Origin of the sequence: Mycobacterium cajalii, from assembly GCF_045809005.2 — a bacterium.
GTDB lineage: Bacteria > Actinomycetota > Actinomycetes > Mycobacteriales > Mycobacteriaceae > Mycobacterium.
The window spans coordinates 2239485-2265229 of sequence record NZ_CM141436.1 but is presented as its reverse complement, the minus strand read 5'-3'; the positions used below and the strand labels follow the sequence as shown (position 1 = coordinate 2265229).

General features: G+C 68.4%; 29 protein-coding genes. 3 read left to right on the top strand and 26 right to left on the bottom strand.

From position 1 onward, the window contains the following. Positions 1–171 precede the first annotated feature (171 nt). The 19 genes from pdxT to ACJ512_RS10885 form a co-directional block, all read right to left on the bottom strand. Complete coding sequence (gene pdxT / locus ACJ512_RS10975) at positions 172–768, bottom strand: pyridoxal 5'-phosphate synthase glutaminase subunit PdxT (protein WP_407687795.1); 597 nt, start codon at positions 766–768, stop codon at positions 172–174. Then, positions 765–1604, bottom strand: coding sequence for an acyl-CoA thioesterase II (gene tesB / locus ACJ512_RS10970; RefSeq protein WP_407687794.1), 840 nt, complete (start codon positions 1602–1604; stop codon positions 765–767). Before tesB ends, pdxT begins: the two co-directional genes overlap by 4 nt. A gap of 9 nt (positions 1605–1613) precedes the next feature. Continuing rightward, positions 1614–2462: a pyridoxal 5'-phosphate synthase lyase subunit PdxS gene (pdxS, locus tag ACJ512_RS10965; RefSeq protein ID WP_461480115.1), complete on the bottom strand. Its 849-nt coding sequence runs from the start codon at positions 2460–2462 to the stop codon at positions 1614–1616. A 311-nt stretch (positions 2463–2773) separates the two neighbouring features. Then, on the bottom strand, positions 2774–3826 hold the full coding sequence (yut, locus tag ACJ512_RS10960) for an urea transporter (RefSeq protein WP_407687792.1): 1053 nt from the start codon (positions 3824–3826) through the stop codon (positions 2774–2776). A 1-nt stretch (position 3827) separates the two neighbouring features. Next, on the bottom strand, positions 3828–4646 hold the full coding sequence (locus tag ACJ512_RS10955; protein ID WP_407687791.1) for an urease accessory protein UreD: 819 nt from the start codon (positions 4644–4646) through the stop codon (positions 3828–3830). An 89-nt stretch (positions 4647–4735) separates the two neighbouring features. Then, positions 4736–5380, bottom strand: a complete 645-nt coding sequence (ureG, locus tag ACJ512_RS10950; RefSeq protein WP_407687790.1) for an urease accessory protein UreG — start codon at positions 5378–5380, stop codon at positions 4736–4738. 10 nt (positions 5381–5390) lie between these two features. After that, the gene (locus ACJ512_RS10945; RefSeq protein ID WP_407687789.1) at positions 5391–6131 is read right to left on the bottom strand and encodes an urease accessory protein UreF; all 741 of its coding nucleotides are present in this window, start codon (positions 6129–6131) and stop codon (positions 5391–5393) included. Beyond that, positions 6094–6684: an urease accessory protein UreE gene (locus ACJ512_RS10940; RefSeq protein ID WP_407687806.1), complete on the bottom strand. Its 591-nt coding sequence runs from the start codon at positions 6682–6684 to the stop codon at positions 6094–6096. The genes ACJ512_RS10945 and ACJ512_RS10940 overlap by 38 nt, the downstream gene beginning before the upstream one ends. A gap of 19 nt (positions 6685–6703) precedes the next feature. Continuing rightward, on the bottom strand, positions 6704–8422 hold the full coding sequence (locus ACJ512_RS10935; RefSeq protein ID WP_407687788.1) for an urease subunit alpha: 1719 nt from the start codon (positions 8420–8422) through the stop codon (positions 6704–6706). Next, the gene (locus tag ACJ512_RS10930) at positions 8419–8772 is read right to left on the bottom strand and encodes an urease subunit beta (protein WP_407687787.1); all 354 of its coding nucleotides are present in this window, start codon (positions 8770–8772) and stop codon (positions 8419–8421) included. Before ACJ512_RS10930 ends, ACJ512_RS10935 begins: the two co-directional genes overlap by 4 nt. Before the next feature lie 118 nt (positions 8773–8890). Beyond that, complete coding sequence (locus tag ACJ512_RS10925; RefSeq protein ID WP_407687786.1) at positions 8891–9193, bottom strand: urease subunit gamma; 303 nt, start codon at positions 9191–9193, stop codon at positions 8891–8893. Between the two features lie 477 nt (positions 9194–9670). After that, complete coding sequence (locus tag ACJ512_RS10920) at positions 9671–10696, bottom strand: NUDIX hydrolase (protein ID WP_407687785.1); 1026 nt, start codon at positions 10694–10696, stop codon at positions 9671–9673. Beyond that, positions 10696–11820, bottom strand: a complete 1125-nt coding sequence (locus tag ACJ512_RS10915; protein ID WP_407687784.1) for a glycosyltransferase family 4 protein — start codon at positions 11818–11820, stop codon at positions 10696–10698. Before ACJ512_RS10915 ends, ACJ512_RS10920 begins: the two co-directional genes overlap by 1 nt. Continuing rightward, positions 11820–12749: a phosphatidylinositol mannoside acyltransferase gene (locus ACJ512_RS10910; RefSeq protein ID WP_407687783.1), complete on the bottom strand. Its 930-nt coding sequence runs from the start codon at positions 12747–12749 to the stop codon at positions 11820–11822. Before ACJ512_RS10910 ends, ACJ512_RS10915 begins: the two co-directional genes overlap by 1 nt. Continuing rightward, positions 12746–13378: a phosphatidylinositol phosphate synthase gene (gene pgsA / locus ACJ512_RS10905; RefSeq protein WP_407687782.1), complete on the bottom strand. Its 633-nt coding sequence runs from the start codon at positions 13376–13378 to the stop codon at positions 12746–12748. The genes ACJ512_RS10910 and pgsA overlap by 4 nt, the downstream gene beginning before the upstream one ends. Next, a complete protein-coding gene (locus tag ACJ512_RS10900) occupies positions 13375–13950 on the bottom strand; it encodes an ATP adenylyltransferase (protein ID WP_407687781.1) in 576 nt (191 codons plus the stop codon). The genes pgsA and ACJ512_RS10900 overlap by 4 nt, the downstream gene beginning before the upstream one ends. Further along, complete coding sequence (gene thrS, locus ACJ512_RS10895) at positions 13943–16000, bottom strand: threonine--tRNA ligase (RefSeq protein ID WP_407687780.1); 2058 nt, start codon at positions 15998–16000, stop codon at positions 13943–13945. Before thrS ends, ACJ512_RS10900 begins: the two co-directional genes overlap by 8 nt. A gap of 65 nt (positions 16001–16065) precedes the next feature. Next, complete coding sequence (locus tag ACJ512_RS10890) at positions 16066–16689, bottom strand: PaaI family thioesterase (protein ID WP_407687779.1); 624 nt, start codon at positions 16687–16689, stop codon at positions 16066–16068. A 34-nt stretch (positions 16690–16723) separates the two neighbouring features. Then, on the bottom strand, positions 16724–17644 hold the full coding sequence (locus ACJ512_RS10885; protein ID WP_407687778.1) for an aldo/keto reductase: 921 nt from the start codon (positions 17642–17644) through the stop codon (positions 16724–16726). A 9-nt stretch (positions 17645–17653) separates the two neighbouring features. Between ACJ512_RS10885 and ACJ512_RS10880 the strand changes: the two genes are divergently transcribed. Further along, the gene (locus ACJ512_RS10880; RefSeq protein ID WP_407687777.1) at positions 17654–18154 is read left to right on the top strand and encodes a DUF1990 family protein; all 501 of its coding nucleotides are present in this window, start codon (positions 17654–17656) and stop codon (positions 18152–18154) included. A gap of 8 nt (positions 18155–18162) precedes the next feature. Here ACJ512_RS10880 and ACJ512_RS10875 read toward each other — a convergent pair whose 3' ends face one another. Genes ACJ512_RS10875 through ACJ512_RS10865 form a run of 3 tightly spaced genes read right to left on the bottom strand, consistent with a single transcriptional unit; the run spans position 18163 to position 19654 of the window. Beyond that, entirely contained in the window at positions 18163–18513 is a 351-nt protein-coding gene (locus ACJ512_RS10875; protein ID WP_407687776.1) for a cupin domain-containing protein, read from the bottom strand. 38 nt (positions 18514–18551) lie between these two features. Further along, entirely contained in the window at positions 18552–18977 is a 426-nt protein-coding gene (locus ACJ512_RS10870; protein WP_407687775.1) for a hypothetical protein, read from the bottom strand. Continuing rightward, positions 18974–19654: a helix-turn-helix transcriptional regulator gene (locus ACJ512_RS10865; RefSeq protein WP_407687774.1), complete on the bottom strand. Its 681-nt coding sequence runs from the start codon at positions 19652–19654 to the stop codon at positions 18974–18976. The genes ACJ512_RS10870 and ACJ512_RS10865 overlap by 4 nt, the downstream gene beginning before the upstream one ends. Before the next feature lie 238 nt (positions 19655–19892). Here ACJ512_RS10865 and ACJ512_RS10860 point away from each other — a divergent pair, with 238 nt between their 5' ends. Together ACJ512_RS10860 and ACJ512_RS10855 are read left to right on the top strand one after the other, a co-directional pair. Beyond that, the gene (locus ACJ512_RS10860; RefSeq protein ID WP_461479798.1) at positions 19893–21287 is read left to right on the top strand and encodes an IS1380 family transposase; all 1395 of its coding nucleotides are present in this window, start codon (positions 19893–19895) and stop codon (positions 21285–21287) included. A 369-nt stretch (positions 21288–21656) separates the two neighbouring features. Continuing rightward, positions 21657–22517 carry a universal stress protein gene (locus ACJ512_RS10855; RefSeq protein ID WP_407689468.1) on the top strand — a complete coding sequence of 287 codons (861 nt, stop codon included), beginning with the start codon at positions 21657–21659 and terminating at the stop codon, positions 22515–22517. A gap of 26 nt (positions 22518–22543) precedes the next feature. Here ACJ512_RS10855 and ACJ512_RS10850 read toward each other — a convergent pair whose 3' ends face one another. The 4 genes from ACJ512_RS10850 to ACJ512_RS10835 form a co-directional block, all read right to left on the bottom strand. Continuing rightward, positions 22544–22729 carry a hypothetical protein gene (locus ACJ512_RS10850; RefSeq protein ID WP_407689467.1) on the bottom strand — a complete coding sequence of 62 codons (186 nt, stop codon included), beginning with the start codon at positions 22727–22729 and terminating at the stop codon, positions 22544–22546. Between the two features lie 88 nt (positions 22730–22817). After that, positions 22818–23570: a GAF and ANTAR domain-containing protein gene (locus ACJ512_RS10845; protein ID WP_407689466.1), complete on the bottom strand. Its 753-nt coding sequence runs from the start codon at positions 23568–23570 to the stop codon at positions 22818–22820. Between the two features lie 81 nt (positions 23571–23651). Next, positions 23652–24458 (bottom strand): universal stress protein, encoded by an 807-nt coding sequence (locus tag ACJ512_RS10840; protein WP_407689465.1) that lies wholly within the window; start codon positions 24456–24458, stop codon positions 23652–23654. A 10-nt stretch (positions 24459–24468) separates the two neighbouring features. Further along, positions 24469–25662 (bottom strand): site-2 protease family protein, encoded by a 1194-nt coding sequence (locus ACJ512_RS10835; protein WP_407689464.1) that lies wholly within the window; start codon positions 25660–25662, stop codon positions 24469–24471. Positions 25663–25745: the final 83 nt, after the last annotated feature.

Sequence of the window (25745 nt, the reverse complement as noted above, 5' to 3'; positions counted from 1 at the left end):
CGCTCGGGGCCGATCGCGCGGCCGCTCCCCCGACGCCTCATGAACCCACCCGTCACAGAAAGGACAGCCTGCGCCGGTTCGCAAAAGCGATATCGCATGCGCTATCGGTTTTCGGATCGCGGTGGCCACCGTCTCGCGGTGCCGATGTGACTGGTGTGACGCCGCCGGGCCTCAGGCGACGCCGTTGACGATGTCGACGAACAGCCGGTGGATGCGGCGGTCGCCGGTCATCTCCGGATGGAACGCCGTCGCCAGCACCGGTCCCTGGCGCACCGCGACGGGGTGTCCCGCCGCGCGCGCCAGTACCTGCACGCCGTCGCCGGTGCGCTCCACCCAGGGCGCGCGGATGAACACCGCCCGCACCGGATCGTCGAGGCCCGCGAACCCGACATCGCCCTCGAACGAGTCGACCTGGCGCCCGAAGGCGTTGCGCCGCACCGTCATGTCGATCCCACCCAACGGCAGCGCCGCCCGCCCGCCGACACCCGCGTCGAGGATCTCGCTGGCCAGCAGGATCATGCCCGCACACGCGCCGTAGGCGGCCAGCCCGCCGGCCAGCCGCGCCCGCAGCGGCTCGAGCAGGTCCAGCTCGCGCAGCAGATGGCTCATGGTGGTGGACTCCCCGCCCGGGATGACCAGCCCGTCGACCGCCTCGAGTTCGCCGCGGCGGCGCACCGGGACCGCGTCGGCGCCGGCCTCGCGCAGGGCGGCCAGGTGCTCCCGGGTGTCGCCCTGCAGCGCCAGCACGCCGATCCGCGGCCGGCTCACGGGTGATACCCGCGGGGGAAGCGGGTCAGGCCCTCCTGCATGACCGCGGCCACCATCTCGCCGTTCCGGTTGAAGATCTTGCCCTGGCATAGCGAGCGGCCGCCGCACGCCGACGGGGACGACTGGTCGTAGAGCAGCCACTCGTCGGCACGGAATACCCGCATGAACCACATCGCGTGGTCGAGCGAGGCCACCTGCAGGTGCTCGCGCTCGTCGAGATGGGTGACCTGAGCCGAGCCCAGCAGCGTCAGGTCGCTCATGTAGGCCAGCGCGCAGATGTGCAGCACCGGGTCGTCGGGCAGCGGGTCGCGGTGGCGGAACCACACCTGCTGCTGGGAAGCCTTGCCGGGCAAGCGCTTCAGGCGCTCCTGCGGCACGATGCGGATGTCCCACTCGTCGAACTGGCGGAAGCCGGCATCGTCGAACACCCGCATCGAGCTCAGCCCCGGCAGGTCGTCTTCCGGTGCGGGCGCCGCCGGCATGACGTCCTGGTGGTTGATGCCCTCCTGGTCGGTCTGGAACGACGCCGACATGGAGAAGATCATCTCGCCGTGCTGGACGGCGTTGACGCGGCGGGTGCAGAACGAGCCGCCGTCGCGCAGCCGCTCGACGATGAACACCGTGGGCGCCGTGGCGTCACCGGGACGGATGAAGTAGCCGTGCAGCGAGTGCACCAGGTGACCGGGTTCGACGGTGCGCACCGCCGACACCAGGGACTGGCCGGCCACATGACCGCCGAACGTCCGTTGGAAATACCCGGAGTCGGGGCTGAACACGCCACCGCGATATATGTTGACCTCGAGCTGCTCGAGATCGAGGATCTGCTCGATCGACACGGACTGTTCTTACCAGCCGCGCTGGGCCAGCCGCTCCGGTGCCGCGATCTGCTCCACATTGATGCCGACCATCGGCTCGCCCAGGCCGCGCGACACCTTGGCCAGCACGTCGGGATCGTCGTGGAACGCGGTGGCCTTGACGATCGCGGCGGCGCGCTGCGCCGGGTCGCCGGACTTGAAGATGCCCGAGCCCACGAACACGCCCTCGGCGCCGAGCTGCATCATCATCGCCGCGTCGGCCGGCGTGGCGATACCACCGGCGGTGAACAACGTGACCGGCAGCTTGCCGGCCCGGGCGACCTCGACGACCAGGTCGTAGGGCGCCTGCAATTCCTTTGCCGCCACGTACAATTCGTCCTCGGACAGCGACGTCAGCCGGCGGATCTCGCCGCTGATGGCCCGCATGTGCGTGGTGGCGTTGGAGACGTCGCCGGTGCCGGCCTCGCCCTTGGACCGGATCATCGCCGCGCCCTCGCCGATGCGCCGCAGCGCCTCACCGAGGTTGGTCGCCCCGCACACGAACGGCACGGTGAACTTCCACTTGTCGATGTGGTGGGTGTAGTCGGCGGGGGTCAGCACCTCGGACTCGTCGACATAGTCCACACCCAGGCTCTGCAGGATCTGCGCCTCCACGAAGTGCCCGATGCGCGCCTTGGCCATCACCGGGATGGTCACGGCGTCCTTGATGCCCTCGATCATGTCGGGGTCGCTCATCCGCGACACCCCGCCCTGGGCGCGAATGTCGGCGGGTACCCGTTCCAGCGCCATCACCGCGACCGCGCCGGCACCCTCGGCGATGCGGGCCTGCTCCGGGGTGACGACGTCCATGATGACGCCGCCCTTGAGCATCTCCGCCATGCCGCGTTTGACCCGGGCCGTTCCGCGCCCGGTGCCGTTCTGCGCCGCGCTGTCCACCGTTACCTCTATCGTTCTCGATCGTTGTCACGTGCCGGTACCCGACCAGTGTAGTGGTGGGCCACCAGCGATTTTCCCGCCGCCGAAATCAGCGGACGGCGGCGTCGAGGAGCACCTCCGCCGCCGCTTTGGCCGTCGCGGCAGCCCCACCTGCAGGGCGCTCTCGGCGCGGGGGCACCGGCATCCGCAACAAAAACATCACCAATCACGTCAGTAACACGTCCACCACCGGTACCCCGAACGGAGACATCGACTCAGCACGAGGTCTTGCCCCGGCGGGGTGTCGTTGACCGCGGCTCGGCGGCGCCACCGGGAATGGTGTCGTGCTGGACGGGCGTCAATTCCTTTTTCGGTAACAAGAACAACCAGGTCGCGAACACAAAAGGGCCGGTGAAAGTTGGCAACGAGAACGGTGCGAACGCTGAGGTCAACGCGGCATGAACGCCCACCGTGAACAGGACACCGAAGACTGAGTAGATCATTACCCGCCAGGAGGGCCGGTAGAAGACCGACCCGAGCGCGATCGCTGTGAGAACGGAGTTGAAACCGTAAATCCCGTTGCCGACGGCCACGGAGTTGACGCCGAGCGCGAGCACAGCGCTCAGTGCGACCGCCGACCCGATGAGCGCGAACAGCGCCGCCCAGCCAGACGCGACCAGCAGGGCGGTGACTAAGATCACGCCGGTGACCGTGTTGTTGATCAAGAAAATCTGAGAAACGTTCCGAAAAACCGTATTCCACAGATAACAGAAGGTGACGTCGGCATACCAGGAGTGGTGGGCGACGTGCTGCGGAAAGTGGGCACTACCGGTGAGGACGCTTGAGCCGGCGGGAAACTGGAAAGTAGCGAGCAGAATGGTCCAGTTGACCAGGTTGAAGGGGAAGGTCAGCGCCGCCACGCCCCATGTCTTGAACACGTTGGCGGTGCCCATGAACACGACAGTCGACGCGGCCGCACCCACTACCAGATACACCCACATCGTCACTCCGCCGGACAGAACGGTCGGTGTCGCAGCTCCCACCAGGATGCCGTTGTACCCGTACAGACCCTTGCGCATGGATATGTCGTCGGAATTGAGCAGCATTCCGGTCACCGTGGCGACGATGAGGCCGACGACGGCACCGATCGCTACCTCGATGGTGTGCGCAGCAATCGCACCCCAGAAGATTCCAATGAAGATCAGCAGGCCACTCAGAGTGTTCCCCTGGAACATCGCCTGACCCGCACCCCTGAGATTGATGTCGAGGAACTCCAGCGTTATGTGACGCTGGACGGCCCGATCCCAGGACTCGTTCGGCGAGACCACCTCAGCCCCACAGCGGCTCAGCGGGAATGGCGACGTCGAGCACCGTTCGGCGTACCAGTGACCAAAACTCGCGGATCGTGGCCCTCACCGGCGCGCTCTCGGGCCCGAGCACTTTGTAGATCAGGCCGGCGTCGTTGGGCAGGCGATTCGCTCCGGCCACCGTCGACTCGCCGGGCTGGGCGCCCGCCGCGGTCTGGTCCAGGATCGCGTCCGCATTCGGCTTCGGGGTGAGCAGCACGACGGTGCCGAACACGTCGTAGCCGCCCATGGCCCCGGCCAGGCGTACCGGCCACCGCGCCGGCTCGATGAGCAACTTCTCGGTGAACAAGTTCGTTCCGTCGGGCCGTTGCGCGTTGATCAGTGTCGAGTAAAGGTCATATTCGAACATCTCGCCGCCGCGGTGATGTTTGCGACCAGGCATCACGATCTCGGAGAACAGCAGGGTCGCAGTCGGGTCGATGGTGATGTCGGTGCGAGCGAAGTAGCGGGCATGCCGATGCGGAATGATCATGCCCGGCATCAGTTCCAGATAGGAGTCTTGAGCCAGTGTGAGAGTCTGCACCTGGGACGCGAAATTGGCATCCATCTCGTGCACTTTCGTCGCCGACTGGGACGTCACATGGGCCAGCGAACGCCGCCCCAGTGCGATTTCGACGTACAGTCGATCGCCCTGCAGCACGCACCCAGACGTGGAAATCAGGTAAACACAGGGCATCCCCGGCAGGGCCTCGTCCCAGTACAGCGCCTGCTGCACGAGAAGCGGGGCTTCGCGGTACAGCTGGGCAAGGATCGACCGGTCACCACGGTCCTCGAAGCGCATCTGCAGAACCCCCGTTTTTCCGCACCGACCGGACGGGGCGTGCGTGGGTTCGTCTTGGTATGGCGCCAGCTCCGGAACGGACAATACAGTCATGGCGTGATGGACCGCGCCTGATCGGGGGTGTCGAACAGTACGCCGTGGATGATCAGGTCCACCACCTCCGAAATCCCTTCACCGGTCATACAATTGGTGAACACGAACGGTTTGCCGTCACGCATCAACGCCGAATCGTGTGCCATCACATCGAGATCCGCATGCACGTAGGGGGCGAGGTCCGTTTTGTTGATGACCAGGATGTCCGACTGGGATATGCCGGGGCCGTTCTTGCGGGGGATCTTGTCGCCGGCGGCGACATCGATGACATAGACGAAGAAGTCGACCAGGGCGGGGCTGAACGTGAGGGTGAGGTTGTCGCCGCCACTTTCGATGAACACGACGTCGGTGCCAGGGAACTGCCGTTCCATGTCCTCGACGGCAGCCAGGTTCATACTTGGATCCTCACGAACGGCGGTGTGCGGGCAGGCGCCGGTCTCGACGCCGACGATCCGTTCTTCGATCAGCACGCCCTTCAACGCCCGGCGGACATGTTTGGCGTCCTCGGTGGTGACGACGTCGTTGGTAATCACCAGCACACTGACACCGCGTCCGACGAACTTGGGGGTGATCGCTTCGATGAGTGCCGTTTTGCCGGACCCCACCGGGCCGCCGACTCCGATGCGCGTCGTCTTCTTCATCGTTGCCCTTCTAGTTCATGAACATTCGGACATGGGACCGCACGTGGACGGCGGCGAGGATGTCGGCCATCGGGGTGAAGGAGGCCATGTCGTCGAGAGTGAGGCCTGCGACAGCGGCGTATTCGCCCACGGCGTTGTTGTTGACCTCGAGCAGGATCTGTTGGGTGGCGAAGTGATCCACCCTGAGCAGTCGCAATGCCGCACCGAGAATGGTGTTCGCCACCCCATAATGGTGCACGGCGAATGCGTCCTGTTCCGGAGAACCCATCTCTGCGAACACGATTCCCAGTCCGACCGGATAAGTGCCCGGCGTATCACCCGCTTCGATCGCAAGTAGCCATCTCCCCTTCAGCAGCCCGCTCATATCGAGCCGATCCGAGAGCTCGGCGAGCTTCTTGCCCATCCTGGTCGACATCGTGCGGGCTTCGTCGTTGAGCTTGCGGTTGAGCACCGCATGGTCGGCGGCTAGAACTTTGTCGTATTCGCCGCTCACGGCGGCCCGGTGCGCGGCGATGAGGGCGATTCCGTCACAGGTGGCGGCCTGGTGAGTGGCGGTGAGCACGAACTCCCGCAGCGTGGCGACGTCGGTGACCACTCCCTGCGCCACCGCCGACTCCAGGCCACTCGAGAACGAAAAGGATCCGACCGGAAACATCGAATCGGCGAATTGCATCAACCGCATCGCACGGGTGATGTTGGATGCGTAGACCCGGTCAGACCTGGGGGGAATGAGAATGCCCTTCGCCCTCACGCGCGGCTGCCCCGAACAGCCTGCGCGCCTCATGGGGAGCCAGGTACGGGATGACCTCGGCTCCCGGCCGGAAACCATAGGTGATGCCTTCGAAAGCGTGTGTCTTCATCACCGAGCCCATGACCGCCTTGTCCACCGTGAGCGGCACATACACCCTGGTGCCTTTCACCACCGCGGGCCAATGCTGGTTCCCAACCGCATGGCCCAGCTCGAGGCACGTGTGAATCACCGCCTCCGGCGTGGACGCCAGCAGACCGGACAACTCGATCTCCATCACGTCTTTGAGGTTGATCCGCGCCACCACCAGCGTGTTGGAATTCTCATCGAAGGCCAGCACATCTCCGTCGGTCAGCTGCACGCCGCGGTCGAGCGAGAGCGTGATTTCCAGCCCGCCGTCGGTGCTGCGACGGAACCGGCTTTTCTGCGCTTCCCATTGATCCAAGCTAAGTTGATCCACCTTCGCCGTCTGAAGCCGCGCGTGCCAGGCGGGATCCTCGATGTTTCCGAGAATCGCGTTGACCCGCAGCGGGTTTCCTTGAGCTGGCGTGCGCATTCCCGACAAGACTGCTCCCTCAGCTGAAGAAGTAGAGCTGACCCAGGCGAACGGCTTCTGTTGGTTCGACATACGTGCGCACTCCGTCCGCGGTCACCGCGAATGTCTCCGGATCTACCTCGATCCGTGGGGTGGCACTGTTACGCACCATGTCTCGTTTCGTAACGGTTCGAGTGCCCTCGACCGGTATCACCTGACGGTCGAGGCCAAGCCGGTCCTTGATTCCGGCGTCTGCGGCGGCGCGGGAGACGAACGACGCCGAGGTCTGCTGCAACGCCTTGCCGTATGCCCCGAACATCGGCCGGTAGACGACTGGCTGAGGTGTCGGCAAAGACGCGTTGGTATCGCCCATCGGATACCAGTTGATCATTCCGCCTTTGATCACCGCCTTGGGCTTGGCGCCGAAGAACCCCGGTTCCCAGAGCACAAGGTCTGCCATCTTGCCCGGCGTGACCGACCCGACGATGTGAGAAATACCGAAGGTCAATGCGGGGTTGATGGTCACTTTGGCGACGTAGCGCAGCACCCGGAAATTGTCGTTGCCTGAATTGTCCTCGGGGAGTTTGCCGCGCGCGCGCTTCATACAGTCCGCGGTCTGGATGGCCCGTAACCAAACCTCGCTGATGCGGCCCATCGCCTGGGAGTCGCTCCCGATGATCGAGATCACCCCCATGTCCTGCAGCACGTTCTCGGCACCGATCGTCTCGGTCCGCACCCGGCTCTCTGCGAACGCAACATCCGAGGGCACTTTCGGATTCAGGTTGTGGCAGACCATGATCATGTCGAAGAGTTCGGCCTGGGTGTTGATGCCGAACGGCAATGTGGGGTTGGTCGAGCCGGGAAGCACGCTGTCCTCTCCGGTGACTCGCAGGATGTCTGGCGCATGGCCGCCACCTGCGCCCTCGCTGTGATAGGCGTGGATCGTGCGTCCTTCGAACGCCGCGATGGAGTCCTCCACATAACCCGCCTCGTTGAGGGTGTCCGTGTGCAGCGCCACCTGCACGTCCATCGCGTCGGCCACGTCGAGGGCCGCACGAAGCGCCGCGGGAGTCGAACCCCAGTCTTCGTGCACCTTCAACCCGGCCGCCCCGGCCCGGATCTGTTCGACCAGCGAGTCCCGGCCCGAGGAGTTACCCTTGCCGAGCATCAGCACGTTCAGAGGCAAGCCCTCGCTGGCTTTCAGCATCATCTCGATGTTCCAGACTCCGGACGTGATGGTGGTGCCGTTGGTGCCATCGGTGGGGCCCAGCCCGCCGCCGACCAAGGTGGTCAGACCTCCGCTCAGTGCCTGATAAGCCTGCTGCGGAGCATCCATGTGCACGTGCGAGTCGATACCGCCTGCGGTGAGAATCAAATGTTCACCAGAAATGGCATCGGTAGCCGGCCCGGTGGTCAGTCCCGGCGTCACGCCGTCCATGGTGCCAGAATTCCCGGCCTTGCCGATCCCGACGATCCGGCCGTCCTTGATACCAACATCAGCCTTGATGACGCCGAGGAGCGCGTCGAGGACCACGACGTTCGTGATCACCAGATCCAACGCGCCGTTGAAGCTAGTCGAGTTTGAGTCCAGGCCCATACCGTCACGCAACGTCTTGCCCCCGCCGTAGATCGCTTCATCGCCGATCACCCGGAGGTCCTCTTCGACCTCGATAAACAGGTCGGTGTCGCCGAGCCGAATCTTGTCGCCTTTACTGGCGCCGAACAGCCCCGAATACTCCAGCCGCGAGATTTTCGTCACGTCTCGTCCGATCCTTGAAATGTGAAGCCGAGTTGCCTTGCCCGCGCCACGGCCCCGGCCAACCGAGGACGGTAGGTCGCCTGCGTCGGCGCCCAGCCGTCGACCAGTCCGTGGAACCCGTATACCCGTTGCTTGCCGCCGAAGGGCACCAGGGTCACTTCCTTCTCGTCACCCGGCTCAAACCGCACCGCCGTTCCGGACGGAATGTCGAGCCGCCAGCCGAACGCAGCCTCCCGATCGAACGACAACGACCGGTTCGCCTCCATGAAATGGAAGTGCGAACCCACCTGCACCGGCCGATCGCCGGTGTTACGGACAGTCAGTTTCAGCCGCGGCCGCCCGGCGTTCATCTCCAGCGCCTCGTCGCACAGAACATAACCTCCGACGGGAACCTGACCCGTATCCGGATCGGATTTGGCGGACTTGCTTATTAGACTCATTGCAGCGAATCCTTTCGCACCTGTCCGGCTACTGGATCGGGTTGTGCACGGTCACCAGGCGGCTGCCGTCGGTGAACACGGCCTCAACCTGGATCTGCGGGATGAGATCGGGCACACCGTCCATGACGTCATCGATGGTGAGCACATGTGCGGCCTGGACCATCACTTGCTCTACGGTCTTACCTTCCCGCGCTCCCTCAAGGGCCGTCGCGGAGATAACCGCAACGGATTCCGGGTGATTCAGCTTGAGACCCTTGGCTTTTCGCTTCAGCGCTACCTCGGCGAGCATGAGAATGGTCAGTTTGTCGAGTTCGCGCGGCGTGAGGTGCATGTCGATCTCCCGTCAGTCGTGCGATTTCGGAACGTACCCGCTACATTGGCGGACGGCCGGCCGCCCGCTATCCAGTCAAAGGCCGAACACTCCGCTGCATGACCCCCGCGCGCCAGACATTTGTTCGCTGATCGCGGAGACTGCGCTGCGGATTCAGTCCGACCGTCGGGGACCAGCACTTCGATGCGCAGTTCCGCCGGAAAGGCAACAGCCTGGCGGTCGATAAGACACCCGGACGCCAGCGGGGCTGATCCTGATTTGGGCACCCAGAGCACGAAGCCACTCCACATACCTTTCACCGCGTGAAAATGCGACCGACGTAAACTACCACATGCGAAAGAATTTGTCCCTCATGACTTTTCCGTAGCCCCTGGACCGGTCGGTGCCAGCCGCCAGCAAATATTGTCTCGGCCCCCCGGACCCGACATCCCTGGCGGGCTGACGCAATTCATCGCGTTCGCCAGCGGCGTCGGAGCGTCAGCGGATTGACTGCAGCCGGCGCGGCGCCCGGCTGCCGGCGAATTCCGCTGCCTGCCCGAGCAATTCGGCCAACTGCAGCGGGTACACGGTCTGCCCGGAGGCAACCAGCTCGGCGATGCCGGCGGCATCGCACCAGCGATGGCCGTGGATGTAGCGCCGCTCCAGCTCGGTGCGGCCGGTGCAGTCGGGTTCGAAGCGCCGGGTCCGGCACACGAAGTAGAACTCCTCGCTGTCGACCAGCGAACCGTTGAACTCGAAGACCTCGTCGCGCCGCCACACGGGGCCCACCATGTCTCCCGCCGCCACCCGTAGGCCCGTCTCCTCGGTCACCTCCCGCGCGGCGGCCTCGGCCAGCCGCTCCCCCGGCCCGACCTTGCCGCCGACGGTGAACCACCACCGCGGCGCGGGGCGATCGGTGATCGCCGGGTCCGACCCGCACAGCAACAGCACCGCGCCGGTCTCGTCGAGCAACACCACCCGCGCCGACGTGCGGTGGTTGAGCACCCCGTGGTCGCGGTGCGCCAACGCGTGCGGTCGCTCCACGATCTCGAAATAGCTTGGCAGTGGCGCCCTTCCGCCGAGCCGGAGGGCGCGCACTGGTCGCCGCTCGGCCAGCGCGAGGGTGTCGCGCACCGCGTCGTCGTGAAACCGGCGGGCCAGCACCACCCGGGCCTCGGCGTCGGCCAGCTCGGCGATCAGCCCGGCCGGCAGCGACGCCGGGTCGACCATCGCCAGCGCCGCGGACAGCTCGTTCTCCGCGTTCTCGCGCTCCTGCCGGGGCGCGCCCTCGGCGGCGTCGGCCAGCGCCGCCAGTCGCCTCCCCTCGGACGCCCCGCCGTAGGCGTCGATCGCCACGGCGCGCGCCACCACGGCCCGCCGGGCCAGCGCACCGTCGAGCGCCTGCCAGGACAGGTCGTAGCGCACGTTCAACCGGTCGAGCCGGTTGGCCGTCTGATAAGCCCACGCGCCGGACACCGCGAGCACCAGGACGAGCACCGCCGCCGCGACGATCAGCCAGGTCATCAGCTGGCCACCCGAACCTTGACGCCCGCCCCGGCGACCGTCTCGTACACCCGCATGATCTGGTCGGCGACCACCGACCAGTCGTAGCCGAGCACCGCCTCAGAACCGGCCGCCACGTAGCGTTGCCGCAGCGCGTCGTCCTCCAGCACCGCGATCAGCCCGTCGGCCAGCGCACCGGGGTCGCCGACCGGCACCAGGCGCCCCAGCTCGGCGTCGCGCAGCACGCGCCGGAACGCGTGCAGGTCGCTGGCCACCACCGCGGTGCCCGCGGCCATCGCCTCCACCAGCACGATGCCGAAGCTCTCGCCGCCGATATTGGGTGCGCAGTACACGTCGGCGCTGCGCATCGCCGACGCCTTCCCCGCGTCGTCCACCAGGCCCAGGAAACGGATGTGGCGCACCAACCCGCCCGCGCGGGCGCGCAGTTCGTGCTCGTCGCCGTGGCCGACCACCAGCAGTTGCACGTCCGGGAACCGCTCCACCACCCGCGGCAGGGCGTCGAGCAGCACCGACATGCCCTTGCGGGGCTCGTCGTAGCGGCCCAGGAACAGCACCGTCTTGCCCGGCCGCGGGTACCCGTCCAGCAGCGGCGCCGAGGCGAACGAGGCGACATCGACGCCGTTGGGGATCTCCACCGCGTCGGTGCCCAGCGCCTCCATCTGCCAGCGCCGGGCCAGGTCGGACACCGCGATCCGGCCGACGATCTTCTCGTGCCAGGGCCGCAGCACCCCCTGGAACACCGTCAGCGTCAGCGACTTCGTCGTCGAGGTGTGAAACGTCGCGACGATCGGACCCTCGGCCACGCGCAATGCCCACATCGACAGGCTGGGCGCGTTGGGTTCGTGCAGGTGCAGCACGTCGAAGTCGCCCTCGGCCAGCCAGCGCCGGACGCGGCCGTGCACCGCCGGGCTGAACTGCAGCCGCGCCACCGAGCCGTTGTAGGGAATCGGGATCGCCTTGCCGGCCGACACGACGTACTCGGGCAGCGACGCATCGGGGGACGCCGGGGCGAGCACGCTGACCTCGTGTCCGCGGGCGCGCATCACCTCGGCCAGCTGCAGCACGTGCGACTGCACCCCGCCGGGCACGTCGAACGAGTACGGACACACCATTCCGATGCGCATCAGGCTTCCCTCGGGCGGGCCTGTCCGGCGTCGGCGCGCGGCGCCAGATCGGCCAGCCACTGCGGTTGCAGCATGTGCCAGTCCTCGGGGTGGGCGGCGATGTTCGTGGCGAACTTGTCGGCCAGCGCCTGGGTGATCGCGCCGACGTCGCCGCTGCTGCAGTCCAGCGGCGGATACATGAAGCAGCCCCAGCCCTCACCCTCGAACCAGCAGTGCGCGGGCAGCAGGGCCGCCCCGGTCGCGATCGCCAGCTTCGCCGGCCCCGCCGGCATCCGGGTGGGTTCGCCGAAAAAGTCGACCTGCACACCGGTGCGAGTCAGGTCGCGCTCGGCCATCAGGCAGACCACATGGTTGTCCCGCAGCCGGTCGCACAGCACGTCGAAGGCGGGTCGCTGGCCGCCGGACAGGGGCAGCACTTCGAAGCCGAGGCGTTCGCGGTAGGCGATGAACCGCCGGTACAACGACTCGGGTTTGAGCCGTTCCGCGACGGTGGTGAAGGTGCCGTGGGACTGCGCGAGCCATACCCCGTTCACATCCCAGTTGCCGCTGTGCGGCAACGCCAGTACGGCGCCGCGACCCGCGGCCAGCGCCGCCTCCAGGTTGTCCTGTCCGAGGACGGAGTCGTCGAGTTCGCCGGCGAGCTTGCGGTGGTCCATCGTCGGCAGCCGGAACGCCTCCCGCCAGTAGCGGGCATAGGACGCCAGCGACGCCCGCATCAGCGCGTCGGGCACCTCGGCGGGCTGCACCCCGATGACGCGGGCCAGGTTCTTGCGCAGCTGCTCGGGGCCGCCGCGCCGGGCCGCGTAGCGCGCCCCCGCGCCGAACGCGGCGCGGGCGGCGAACTCGGGCACCGCCCGCACCGCCCGCCAGCCGGTCGCATACGTCCAGTCGCTGACGGCGTCGGTCACACGGTCGGGATCCAGGATCACGGCAAGGGCTCCGCCGCGCCGGGAGAGGTTCGCACCGTGTGCAGCCGCTGGACGCAGGTGAGCACGCTGGCCACGGCCAGCAACCACATCGCGACGGGCAGCGCGGGCGGCCACGCGACGAACGGGAAGTCCGACACGCCCGCGCCGACCAGCACGATGATCAGCCGCTCCGGGCGCTCGATGAGCCCGCCGTCCCCGCGCAGCCCACTGGCCTCGGCGCGGGCCTTGATGTAGGAGATCACCTGCGAGGTGACCAGGCAGATCGCCGTCGCCGCCACCAGGAGGCGGTCGTGCAGGCCGAACGCCGCCCACCACAGCAGCCCGCCGAACACCGCGCCGTCGCTGACGCGGTCGCAGGTCGCGTCCAGCACCGCCCCGAAGCGGGTGCCGCCGCCCCGCAGGCGGGCCATCGCCCCGTCGAGCATGTCGAACATGACGAAGATCCAGATCACCACCGCGCCGACGAACAGCCTGCCCATCGGGAACAGGGTCAGCGCCGCCGTCACCGACACGACGGCGCCCACGATGGTGACGGCGTCCGGCGTCAGACCGAGGCGCAACATGGCCCGGGCGGCCGGAGTCGTGAGCCGCGCGAACGCCGCCCGCGACAGGAAGGGCGCCTTACTCATTCCTGTCTGACCCACTCCGCGGCCAGCAGTTGGCGCGTGTCGCGCAGCAGCTGCGGGATCACCTTCGAGCCGCCGATGATGGTGATGAAGTTGGCGTCGCCGCCCCAGCGGGGCACGACGTGCACGTGCAGATGCTCGGCCAGCGACCCGCCCGCCGAGGTGCCCAGGTTCAGACCGACGTTGAAGCCGTGCGGCTGCGAGACGCTCTTGATGACGCGAATCGCCTTCTGCGTGAACGCCATAAGCTCGGCGCTCTCCGGATCGGTCAGGTCCTCGAGCTCGGAGACCCGCCGGTAGGGCACCACCATCAGATGCCCGGGGTTGTAGGGATACAGGTTGAGCACGGCGTAGACGAGTTCGCCGCGCGCGACCACCAGCCCTTCCTCGTCGGAGAGACGGGGAATGTCGGTGAACGGCTCCGCGGGGTTGGCGTCGTCGCGCTTGCGCGGCGCCTCGGCCAGGTAGGTCATCCGGTAGGGCGTCCACAACCGCTGCAGGTGATCGCACTCGCCGACACCGGTGTCGAGGATGGTCTCGTCGGCGTGTTCCACGCCGTCTTGCGGGTCACTCACCGGGTGCCACCTTCACCAGTTCTGCTGTGGGAGCGGCATTCTTGCGCTCGGCGATCCAGCTCACGATGGCATCGACGGCGCTGTTGCGCGGCACGCCGTTGATCTGGCTGCGGTCACCGAAGCGGAAGCTCACCGCGCCGGCCTCCACGTCGCGGTCACCGGCCAGCAGCAGGAACGGCACCCGCTGGGCGGTGTGATGGACGATCTTCTTGGCCATCCGGTCGTCGCTGCCGTCCACCTCGACGCGCACGCCGCGCGACTTCAGCTCCGCCGCAACATCTTCCAGGTAGGCGATGTGCTCGTCGGCCACTGGGATCCCGACCACCTGGACGGGCGCGAGCCAGGCCGGGAACGCTCCGGCGTAGTGCTCGGTGAGGATGCCGAAGAACCGCTCGATCGACCCGAACAGCGCCCGGTGGATCATCACCGGACGCCGCCGGGTCCCGTCGGGGGCGGTGTACTCGAGTTCGAAACGCTCGGGAAAGTTGAAGTCCACCTGGATGGTCGACATCTGCCAGCTGCGGCCCAGCGCGTCGCGGGCCTGCACCGAGATCTTGGGTCCGTAGAACGCCGCACCGCCGGGATCGGGAACCAGCTCGAGGCCCGACTCGGCCGCCACCTGCGCCAGCGACTCGGTGGCCTGCTCCCACATCTCGTCGGAGCCGACGAACTTCTCGGGATCCTTGGTGGACAGTTCCAGGTAGAAGTCCTCCAGCCCGTAGTCGCCGAGCAGCTCGAGCACGAACCGCAGCAGCGACGCGAGCTCGTCGTGCAGCTGCTCGCGGGTGCAGAAGATGTGCGAGTCGTCCATGGTGAACCCGCGCGCCCGGGTCAGCCCGTGCACGACGCCGGACTTCTCGTAGCGGTACACGGTGCCGAATTCGAAGAGCCGCAAAGGGAGTTCGCGATAGGAACGCCCGCGCGCGGCGAAAATCAGCGTGTGCATCGGGCAGTTCATCGGCTTGAGGTAGTAGTCCTGGCCCGGCTTGCGCACCGTGCCGTCGTCGTTGTACTCGGCGTCCAGGTGCATCGGCGGGTACATGCCGTCGGCGTACCAGTCCAGGTGGCCCGAGGTGTGGAACAGCTGCGCCTTGGTGATGTGGGGCGTGTTGACGAACTCGTAGCCGGCCTCGATGTGCTTACGCCGCGAGTACTCCTCCAGCTCTCGGCGCACGATACCGCCCTTGGGGTGGAAAACCGCCAGGCCGGAACCGATCTCGTCGGGAAAGCTGAACAGGTCCAGCTCGGCGCCCAGCTTGCGGTGGTCGCGGCGCTGGGCCTCCTCGATCAGTTCGAGGTGGCGGTCGAGCGCCTCCTGGGACTCCCAGGCGGTGCCGTAGATGCGTTGCAGGCTGGCGTTTTTCTGATCGCCCCGCCAGTAGGCGGCCGAGCTGCGGGTCAGCTTGAACGCCGGGATGTGCCTGGTGGTGGGCAGGTGTGGTCCGCGGCACAGGTCACCCCAGACCCGTTCCCGGGTGCGGGGATTGAGGTTGTCGTAGGCGGTGAGCTCGTCGCCGCCGACCTCCATGACCTCGGGGTCGCCGGACTTGTCGTCGACGAGTTCGAGCTTGAAGGGCTCGCCGGCCAGCTCGGCGCGCGCGGCGTCGATGGACTCGTAGACCCGCCGGTCGAACAGCTGGCCGTCCTTGATGATCTGGCGCATCCGCTTCTCCAGCGCCGCCAGGTCCTCGGGGGTGAACGGCTCGGGAACCGCGAAGTCGTAGTAGAAGCCGTCGGCGATCGGCGGGCCGATGCCCAATTTGGCCTGCGGGAACAGGCCCTGGACCGCCTGGGCCAGCACGTGGGCGGTCGAGTGCCGCAGGACGCTGCGGCCCTCCTCGGTGTCGGCGGCCACCGGGACGACCTCGGCGTCGGCCTCGGGCACCCAGCTCAGGTCGCGCAGCTTGCCCTCGGCGTCGCGCACCACCACGACCGCGTCGGGCGCACCGCGCCCGGGCAGCCCCGCGTCCCGCACGGCGGCGGCCGCGGTGGTCCCCGCGGGAACCCGGATCGGGACTGCTCCGGGGGCGGAATCGGCGGCGGCGCTCATCGGGTCGGTTCTCCAAGGTTCGGGTGAGGTGATGATCGCTGCCATGCTATCGGGGCGCAGGCTCCTCAGGGCTGGCCAGGCTTGAGCCGCACGAACAACGCATCGGCCTCCGTCAGCAACGTGTCGCCGTCGCTGAGCCGGCCCGAGACGAAGATCTTGCGCCCGTCCACCCGGTCGATGCCGGCGTCGAACTGCAGTTCCTTCCCGATCGGCACGATGTGGCGGTAGTCGATCTTGAGGTAGGCCGTGCGCTGGTAGGGGCCGCCGGTGAGCACCGAGGACGTCAGCCCCAGCACGCTGTCGAACAGCATCCCCAGGCAGCCGCCGTGCACGGCGCCGTTGCGTCCCAGGTGGTACCGGGCGAACCGGGCCCAGCCGCGGATCCGGCCGTCGTCGGTCTTGTGCGCCGACATCGGGATCGACAGGATGTTGCCGCGCATCGGCAGGTCCATCCGGCGTCCCGACGGCGACCGCCACTCGTCGGCGTCGTACGGGCTCAGCAGCGCCGACACCTTCTCGAGCAGGTCGGCGGCCTCGGTGATCACCTCGTCGGGCGCGTCGACGGCACGCGCGTGGTCCTGCATCCTGCGGACCGCGTCGACGAACCGGCCGTAGTCGGACCCGCCCTTGGTCGTCGGTTCGGGCGGGTTGAATCCCCCTCCCGGGTGCCGGGGCTGGTCGCTGGTCACCCGGACACCGTATCCGCCCACCCGCCTGTCGCGGTCAGGCGTTCTGTTCCCCGACGGCGCCGAGCAGTTCGACCTCTTGTTCGCTCAACTCGATCGCGGCGGCGGCCACGTTCTCCTCCAGGTGGGCCACCTTGGAGGTTCCGGGGATCGGCAACATCACCGGCGAGCGGTTGAGCAGCCAGGCCAGCGCCAGCTGCGACGGCGTCGCGTCGTGCTCGGCGGCCATGTGCCGCAGCGGCCCGTCCGGGTCCGCCAGCGGCCCGGCGGCCAACGGGAACCACGGGATGAAGCCGATGCCCTGGCTCGTCGCGGCGTCCAGCAGCGGCTCGGCGCCCCGGGCGGACAGGTTGTACATGTTCTGCACCGACACGATCTCGGTGATCTGCTGGGCCGCGGTGAGCTGGTCGACGTTGACCTCCGACAGGCCGATGTGGCGGATCTTGCCCTCGTTCTTCAAGGCCACCAGCTCGCCCAACTGGTCGGCCAGCGGGACGTCCGGGTCGATGCGGTGCAGCTGGTACAGGTCGATGGTGTCGACGCCGAGGCGGCGCAGGCTCATCTCGCATTCCTGGCGCAGGTACGTCGGATTGCCCAGCGGGATCCAGACGTCCGGGCCGGTGCGCAGCAGCCCGGCCTTGGTCGCGATCACCAGGCCCTGATAGGGATGCAGCGCCTCGCGGATGATCTCCTCGGAGACGTAGGGGCCGTAGGAGTCGGCGGTGTCGATGAAGTTGACGCCCAACTCGGCGGCGCGCCGCAGCACCCGGATGCACTCGTCGCGGTCGGTGGGCGGACCCCACACGCCCTTGCCGGTCAGGCGCATGGCGCCGAAGCCGAGTCGGTTGACGGTCAGGTCGCCGCCGATGGTGAACGTTCCGGACGCGTGGGCAACTGTCTGTGTGGTCACATTCTTGACCGTACGCCGGGAGGCCGGGCGCCCGTCTCGCCGTGGCAAGCTGGGCGGGTGGACCTGCAAGCGCTGGAGGAACTTCCGCTGACGTACCCGGAGGTGGGCGCGACGGCCGCCGGTCAGCGGCCCGCCGGGTACGGCCACCTCCATGTGGAGGCCCGAATCGGCAGCGGGCGGCAACGATTCGAGCAGGCCGCCGACGCCGTCATGCACTGGGGGATGCAGCGCGGGTCGGGCCTGCGGGTGCAGGCCAGTTCGGAGACCGTGGTTCTGGACGCGGTCGTGGTGGTGCGGCTGGGTTTCCTGCCCGCACCGTGCCGCGTGGTGTACGTCGTGGACGAGCCCGACATCCGCGGATTCGGCTACGGCACGCTGCCAGGTCACCCGGAGTCCGGCGAGGAGCGCTTCGTCGTGCGCCACGACCCGGCCACCTCCGCGGTGTTCGCGGAGGTGTCGTCGTTCTCCCGGCCGGCGACCTGGTGGAGCAAGGCCGGCCGGCCGGTGGTGTCGCTGGGCCAGCGCCTCATCGCCAGGCGGTACCTGCGCGCGGTGTGACGCCCGGCTTACGAGGGGGCCGCCGACGGGAGGGTTTTCAGCACGGTCAGCAGGACCACCGAGTCCTCGACCGCGTGCAGGGCGTGCCGCTCCCGCGGAATCTCGACGTAGTCCCCGGACTTGCCCTCCCAGGCGTCATCACCGGCCGTCAACCGCACGTGTCCCTGCAGCACCTGCAGCGTCGCCTGCGCGGGCCCGTCGTGCTCGGACAGATCGTGGTCGGCGAGCAGGGCCAGCAGGGTCTGCCGCAGTTCGTGGCTGTGGCCGCCGTGCACGGTATGCGCGGCGCGCCCGCTGTGCGACTTCTTGGCCTCGGCCAGCTTTTCGGAGGCCAGGCTGGTCAACGAGATGGATTCCATAGATCGAGTCCCTTGGTTGGAGGTGGGTTGTCGAACGGTCAGCCGGCTAGTAGGGATATCCCCGCCACGACCAATGCAATCGTCTTGACCACCTCCAAACCGATGTAGACGTGGTGGGCGTGGGAGCGCGGCGCGTCCAGGCCGGCGAGCACCTGGTCGGAACGACGGGTCAGCGCGGGACGCACCGCCAGCACCTGGAGGACCAGCGCGGCAACGGCCGCACCGAGCGCCACGGCGGTCCGCGCCGGCATCGGGCCAATGGTCAGGGTTGCCACGACGACGACGGCGCAGGCGACCTCCACGGCGTTGAGCGCGCGAAAGACCAGGCGGCCGATGCCCAGGCCGAGCGGCAGCGTGACGCCGGGCGCGCGGAACTTCAGCGGCGCTTCCAGAAACGAGATGGCCAGCACCATGCCCAGCCAGACGAAGGTGACCGCGACGGCGACGGCCGGCGCGCCGCTCATCGCGGGTCCGCCCGTGGCGTCAGGTGCGCCACGCACAGGTCCGGCTGGACGAACGCGTCGAGGCTGACCACCGAGACCGGCGCCCTCCAGGCCGCCAGGACGCCCTGCATCACGCCGAGATGAGCGGGACAGACGATGCCGGTCCCGTTCTCGGCGATCTCCAGGAAGGGGCAGTGCCGCAGGCCGATCTGCTCCCGGTCGTCGACCGTCCGGCGCTCGGGGGCGAAGCCGAGGTCGTCGAGCAGGGCGACCAGCCGGTCGACGGCCTCTTCGGCGCCGAGGGCCGCCCCGCCGGGCGGCTGCCCGGCCGACTGGGTTTTCCGCGCCCAGGAGCGCCCCGCGTCCAGGGCCTTGGCGCGCGGATCCCGTTCGGAGGCAAGCGCTTCCGCCAGGATCTCGGCGAGCATCCGGTAGTGTCGCGCTCCCCCGCGATCCATCTGGCGCACCGCCCGGAACATCAGCGCCGGCCGGCCGGGCCCCTTGCGGCCCGGCTCGACCCGCTCCACCTGGCCGTCGCCCAGGAGTATGTCGAGGTGGAAGCGGACGGTATTGGGATGCACGCGCAGCACCTCGGCTATCGCGGCGATGCTCATCGGCTCGGGCGACGCCCGCAACACCTGCAGCACCCTGCGGCGGCGCCCGACCGATTCCCGAACTGGCGTGACCTCGACCATCATGTTCCTTCAGAACTGCCGGCCCGCACACCGCGCGTGCCGAGTTTTCAACAATACCGTTCGTAGAAAGACCGGACCCGCGGGACCTGCCCCCCGTCGGGCTGGTGACCAACGCCTCTGACCCTGATTTTTCAGCCTGGTGTGGGGTGATCGCCGTGTCGTGATGCGAAAGTGCCCTTCGTGCAAGGGAAAATCATGGTGTCAACAGTCATGCTGTCCCGAGCAGAAGGGCACCCGCGAGGTGAATGCTACCGGTTTGTTGTTCGATGTCGATGATGTGGTGCTGGCGAGTCCGCAGCGCGCCGTGCCGCACCCGGTGGTTGCCGCGTCGGAGGACGATCTGACGCCGGTGGCGGGGGTCGCGTTATGGGGTCCGCTGCTGGACCGGCTCAACGTGGTCGCCGAGGCCGATCGGCGTGGGCTGCGCCCGATCGGGCCGGGTGGCTACACCGGTGGGCAGTGCTACCGGGCGCTGACCGAGACACTGCTGGCCGGTGGGGACTTCTTGAGTGATCGGGCGTTACTGGCCGACCCGGCAACCACGGTGCTGCGCGGGACCAACGCGTTGCCGTCGGTACCTACGTTGTGGCGGTTTTTGGCGGGTGCGGATTTGGGTCGGGTGGTCAAGGCCGCCGCGGTCAACCGGGTGATGCTGCGTCGAGCCTGGGCGGCCGGCGCCGCCCCTGAGGGCGATCGGCTCACCATCGACCCCGACGCCACCCGGGTGGCCACCTACGGGCCGGGCAAAGAAGGCAGCGCGTTTTCGCGTACCGGACAAACCGCCCTGTCCCCGCTGGTGGGGGTGTGCGGGGAGACCGGGGATGTGCTCGCACTGCGGGCCCGGGGCGGGGCGGCCAACGACGGTCGGGCGATGGGTAGCTTCATCGATGAGTGTGTCAGTGCGATCCCGGCCGGTTGCCGCGGTAAGTACCGGTTGTGGCTGCGGGTCGACTCGGCGGGCTATCAGCAGCAGGTGATCGAGGCGGCCGAACGCCACGACGCGGACTACTCGGTCACGGTCAAACAGTACAAGCCGGTCGCGGCCGTAATTCACGCCCTGGCAACCGATCCGGGCACGGCATGGGTTGCGGCGTTGGGGCATGAGACCGACAAAGGCAGCCAGATCGCCCAGACCACCACTACGTTGCTCGGGCGCAGCGTGCGGTTGATCGTGCGCCGTCAACCCAAAGGGTGCGGTGACCAGTTGGCCTTCGATGACCTGGATGGCTGGCGGTTGCACGCGATCATCACCAACGTTTCTGCCGAGCGGCTCAGCGCAGCCGAGGTCGAGGCGCATCACCGGCTGCGCGGTGGTATCCCCGAGGACACCATCCGGGCGCTCAAGAACGACTTCGGGATGATCCACGCCCCGGTGCAATCGTTCTTCGGTAACTGGCTGTACTGGCACGCTGCCGCGCTCGCCCACAACATCGCGCTGTGGTTGCGCACCCTGGCGCTACCCCGCACGGTACGTCGAGCGCGCGGCAAACGACTACGCCTGGCGTTTTTCAACGTCGCCGCCCGGCTGGTGCGCCACGGCCGGCGCCTGCATCTGCGCTTCGGCGCCGCCTACCCGCACCTGCAGGCGTTCATCGCGGCGCTGCACCGCATCCGGGCACTACCAGCCTTCGGTTGACCGCCACCCGCACCTAAAAGCACACCCTCGCAACACATCCCGAACCTCACACCGCGATCGGCCACGCCCGAAACCGGTTACCCCGCCGCCGCAGCCGTGTGCGCACCCAGTTACGCCATCGCCCAACAGCTTCCAACCCCGTCAGCGCGTCCCAACAGCGCAGCCGTCACCGACCCGATCACCGAAAACAAGATCATCACAAGCCGGCTGAAAAATCAGGGTCTGACCGAGCCGTGGGCGGCTCAATACCGTCGTGAGTCAGCGGCACGGCCAACCCCGGCCGGGCCGAGACGCATCGCCGAGCAGGCACAGAAACACAGAGGACGGGCCATGTCATCGCAGCACGCACCGACGGGATCTTCCGGGCCGATGGGGATCGTCGTCGGCATCGACGACTCGCCCGCCGCCAGGGTGGCGGTGCAGTGGGCGGCGCGCGACGCGGAGCTGCGCAAGGTGCCGCTCACGCTCGTGCATGCGGTGTCGCCCGAGATGTCGACCTGGCTGAGAACGCCGATGCCCGCCGGGGTGATGCGCTGGCAGCAGGATCACGGTCGCCGGCTGGTCGACGGGGCGCTCGAGGTGGTCGAGCGGGCGACCGAACACGGCGGTCCCCCCGCCATCCACACCGAGATCCTGACGTCCGGGGCACTTCCGGCGTTGATCGACCTGTCCGAACACGCGGAGCTGATGGTCGCGGGCGCGCAGGGCAGCGGCCGCTGGCCCGGCCGGCTGCTCGGTTCGGTCAGCTCCGCGCTGCTTCGCCACGCGCACTGCCCGGTCGTGATCGTCCACGAGGAGGATCCGTCGAGGCCGCAACCGGCCGGGGCGCCGGTGCTGGTCGGCATCGACGGCTCGCCCGCGTCCGAGTCCGCGACCGCGATCGCGTTCGACGAGGCGTCGCGCCGGCACGCCGGACTGACCGCGCTGCACGCATGGAGCGACCTGGACGTCTCGGAGTGGCCCGGAATCGATTGGCCCGCAACGCAGTCCATCGCCGAGGAGGTGCTGGCCGAGCGATTGGCGGGTTGGCAGGAACGGTATCCGGACGTGCACGTGCGCCGCGTCGTGGTGGAGGCCCAGCCGGCGCGACGGCTCGTCCAGGAGGCCGAACAGGCCCAGCTGGTGGTGGTCGGCAGCCGGGGCCGGGGCGGGTTCGCCGGGCTGCTGGTGGGTTCGGTCGGCGAGACCGTCGCCCAGTTGGCGCGGGTCCCGGTCATGGTCGTCCGTTAGCCGAACAGGCTTGGCCGCAACCGGTTTCACCTCACCACCAGGTCGGTGACGGCCTCCTCGCGGCGCACCACCGCGGCGTGCTGCAACTGGAACAGCTCGAGCACGCGCGCCTGCTCGCTGGACGCGGCGACGACGTTGAGGCCGCCGTGGTTGTCGGCCAGCAGCAGTCCGACCGCCTCGACGCCGCCGGACCGTTGCGCGTGCACGGTCACCAGGTGCAGGAACTCGACCAGGTCGAAGTCTCGACGAGCGTATCAGTCAGTTGGGCAAAGCTTTTCGCGATAGCGGGCTGCGTCTCACTCATCCCGGTACCCTGCTGCCGGTGGCGGGTTCCGCGTCGTCCGAGAATCGCAGTCGCCGTTCCACCACGGAGCGCGCGACATCGTTGAGCCGCTGCTGGTGTGCGTAGGAGTATGCGCGCAGCCGTATCAGCGCCTCGAACGGGGAGACGCCGAGTTGTACCGAGATCATGCCGGCCGCCTGGTGCACCTGAGCGTGCCAGAGCACGGGGCCCAGGCCGTTGGGGCTGTCGCCGTCCGCCGGTGTGGGGATGCCGCTCTGTGCGTCGAGGACCAGCAGCAGCGCGGTGTCGGCGTAGACCAGGGCGTCCACCAATTGCTCCTGGCTGAGGTGTCTGGGCTCGTCGTGGTAGAGGTCGAGCACACCCACGCGGATCGCGCCCAGCGCCAGCGGGAGGCTGTACATCGAGCACACCCCGAGCCGGCCCGCCTCGGAGGCGAACATCGGCCACCGCCCGGCACTCATCGGGGCCCCCAGGTCGCCGACGAGCACCGGCCGGCCCGACTCCAGGGCGTCGGTTCCCGGCCCCTGGCCCAGGGTCGCCTGCAGTTCCTCGATCTCCCCGGCACGCGCATCCGTGACATACACCGGTTCCAGCGACTTCACTTCCCCGGACAGCAGCAGGCCCGCACCGCTCACGCCGACCGCCTCCACGCACGCCAGGCACGCGTGCCGGGCCGTCATGGCGGTGCCCTCGCGGCGCGCGAGCATCGCGATCGACGCCCAGATCCGGGATGCGCGGTCACCGTCCACCGTCAGCCACCCTTCCTGTCAGATCGCGCCGCGGATCCGGTGATCATTCCGTCTCCGGGCCCCGCCCAGAAGTGCCAAACGTCACTTGTCCGGCTGCGCGCGGACGACGAGCACCGAGCACTCGGGATGGCGGAACAGCGGATGTCCGTGCGGGCCGATCAGCCGTGCCAGCTGTGCGGCCTCGGGGCCGCTGATGACCGCGAGCTGCACCCGCTCGTCGTTGGCGCCCAGGAAGTCGGCGATGGCGTCTCTGGTGGTGACCGGGTAGACGCGCACCCCGGGATGACGTTGCCGCCAGTCCCGCACCCGGTCCTCGAACGCGCCGTCGGCGTGTTCGGCGAGTTCCTCGGGCCGGCCGCCCAGGACGAGCATGGGCGCCCGCCGCAGCCTCGCCTCCCACGCGGCCCATTCGACGACGGCGTCGTTGCCGGGTTCGTCGGTCATGCGGACCACCACCCAGTCGATGTCGGGCGGCGGCTGCTCGGCGTCGGTGCGCAGCACCGCGACCGGGCAGTGCGCCTTACCGGCCAGCTCGGCCGCCGCCGAGCCCAGGATCGCGCTGGCGTAGCGCCCGATCCCGACGGAGCCGACGCACACCATCTCGGCGTCGCGCGACGCCTCCACGAGCATCGGGCCGGCCGGGCCGCGCGGGATGTCGGTTTCGATGCCGGCGGGTTTTCCGGCGGTCTCGATCGCGGATCGCGCTTCGCGCAGCGCCTTTTCGGCGTGCTCGAGGTCGCGGGTGTAGTCGTCCGGAGACGGGTGCGTCAGCTTGATGACCGAGACGAGTCGCAGCGACGTGGCGCGGCCGATGGCTTCGTCGACCGCCCAGAGCGCGGCCGCGATCCCCGCGTGCGAGCCGTCGATGCCCACGACGATCGGTTTCATCGCCAGCCCCTCAGAGCCCGGAATTTCCTGCGCCGGAATAATTTTCAGAGTTCCCGCGCTCGAGTGCCCGGATCTGCCCGGGTTGGGCGAGCCGGTAGACGTCGAGCAGGCGGGTGATGTCGGTGGGGGTGACGATGCCGACCACCTGACCGCCGTCGACAACCAGGGCCCGGCTGCGCGGACCGGCCGCCGCCATCCGTTCGAGCAGGGCGCTCAGCGGCTCCTGCGGTGTCGCGGTCGGTACCGCGTGCAGCGGTAGCGCGATGTCGCTCACGCTCGTGGTGGCGCGCCGGCCGGGCGCGAGGTCACGCAGCTGCGCCAGTGTCACCAGGCCCACGGTCGAGCCGTCGGGCCCGGCGACCGGATACGCCGAATGGCGATCGCCCAGCACGTAACCCTGGATGAACTCGTCCACGCTGATCCATCCGGGCGCGCTGTGCGGACGGGCCGTCATCGCGTCGGCCACGCGCACCCCGGCGAAGAGCTGCTGCGTCGAGATCCGGGTCTCCTCCTCGCGGCTGGCGGCGAAGATGAACCAACCGATGAACGCCAGCCAGACACCGCCGACGAGGCTGCCCGTCACGAATTCGGCCAGGCCCAAAGCGATGAGGACGTATGCCAGCACCCTTCCGGCGTGTGCGGCGCCGATCCCGGCGCGCACGATGTCGCCGTGGCGGCGCCACAGGTAGGCACGCAGCACCCGGCCGCCGTCCAGCGGGGCGCCCGGCAACAGGTTGAACAGGCCCAGCACCAGGTTGATCATCGCCAGCCAGGACGCCACGCCCACCGCGACGGGGGCGGCGTGCATGGCCCGCAGCGCCGCGACGAGCCCGCCGAAGATCGCCGCCAGCGCCAGGCTGGTGGCCGGGCCGGCGATGGCGATGCGGAAGGCCGCTTTGGGGGTCTTGGCCTCGCCGCCGAGCGTCGTCACACCGCCGAACAGCCACAGCGTCACCCCGCCCACGGACACCCCCGCGCGGCGGGCGACGACGGCGTGTGCGAGCTCGTGGGCCAGCAGCGAGGCCAGCAGCACCAGGGCGCCGCACGCGCCGGCCAGCCAATACCCGGCCGGCGAATACCCTTTGACGGTGCCGGGCAACGTGCTTGCCAGGCTCCAGGTGAACAGCCACAGGATGACCAGGACGCTCCAGTGGACTTTCACCGCGAAGCCGGCGATCCGCCCCAGCGGAATCGCATCTCCCATCTCGAAACCTCCAAAACCCCTGTCGGATAGCCGCTTCGGCCGGTGTATGCGTTCGTCCCCATATCGAAGCTAGAACGGCGCCG

Bases quoted from the DNA above. Each gene is read 5' to 3' on its own strand.
- ACJ512_RS10955 (WP_407687791.1), bottom strand. From the start codon at position 4,646: ATGCGCTTCGAGGACCGTGGTGACCGGTCGATCCTTGCCCAGCTGTAC.
- pdxS (WP_461480115.1), bottom strand. From the start codon at position 2,462: ATGGCGGAGATGCTCAAGGGCGGCGTCATCATGGACGTCGTCACCCCG.
- ACJ512_RS10865 (WP_407687774.1), bottom strand. From the start codon at position 19,654: ATGATGGTCGAGGTCACGCCAGTTCGGGAATCGGTCGGGCGCCGCCGC.
- ureG (WP_407687790.1), bottom strand. From the start codon at position 5,380: ATGAAGAAGACGACGCGCATCGGAGTCGGCGGCCCGGTGGGGTCCGGC.
- ACJ512_RS10920 (WP_407687785.1), bottom strand. From the start codon at position 10,696: ATGACCTGGCTGATCGTCGCGGCGGCGGTGCTCGTCCTGGTGCTCGCG.
- pgsA (WP_407687782.1), bottom strand. From the start codon at position 13,378: ATGAGTAAGGCGCCCTTCCTGTCGCGGGCGGCGTTCGCGCGGCTCACG.
- ACJ512_RS10855 (WP_407689468.1), top strand. From the start codon at position 21,657: ATGGGGATCGTCGTCGGCATCGACGACTCGCCCGCCGCCAGGGTGGCG.
- ACJ512_RS10915 (WP_407687784.1), bottom strand. From the start codon at position 11,820: ATGCGCATCGGAATGGTGTGTCCGTACTCGTTCGACGTGCCCGGCGGG.
- ACJ512_RS10930 (WP_407687787.1), bottom strand. From the start codon at position 8,772: ATGAACGCCGGGCGGCCGCGGCTGAAACTGACTGTCCGTAACACCGGC.
- ACJ512_RS10925 (WP_407687786.1), bottom strand. From the start codon at position 9,193: ATGCACCTCACGCCGCGCGAACTCGACAAACTGACCATTCTCATGCTC.
- ACJ512_RS10940 (WP_407687806.1), bottom strand. From the start codon at position 6,684: ATGCGCACGCCAGCTCAAGGAAACCCGCTGCGGGTCAACGCGATTCTC.
- ACJ512_RS10875 (WP_407687776.1), bottom strand. From the start codon at position 18,513: ATGGAATCCATCTCGTTGACCAGCCTGGCCTCCGAAAAGCTGGCCGAG.
- ACJ512_RS10840 (WP_407689465.1), bottom strand. From the start codon at position 24,458: ATGAAACCGATCGTCGTGGGCATCGACGGCTCGCACGCGGGGATCGCG.
- ACJ512_RS10870 (WP_407687775.1), bottom strand. From the start codon at position 18,977: ATGAGCGGCGCGCCGGCCGTCGCCGTCGCGGTCACCTTCGTCTGGCTG.
- ACJ512_RS10835 (WP_407689464.1), bottom strand. From the start codon at position 25,662: ATGGGAGATGCGATTCCGCTGGGGCGGATCGCCGGCTTCGCGGTGAAA.
- thrS (WP_407687780.1), bottom strand. From the start codon at position 16,000: ATGAGCGCCGCCGCCGATTCCGCCCCCGGAGCAGTCCCGATCCGGGTT.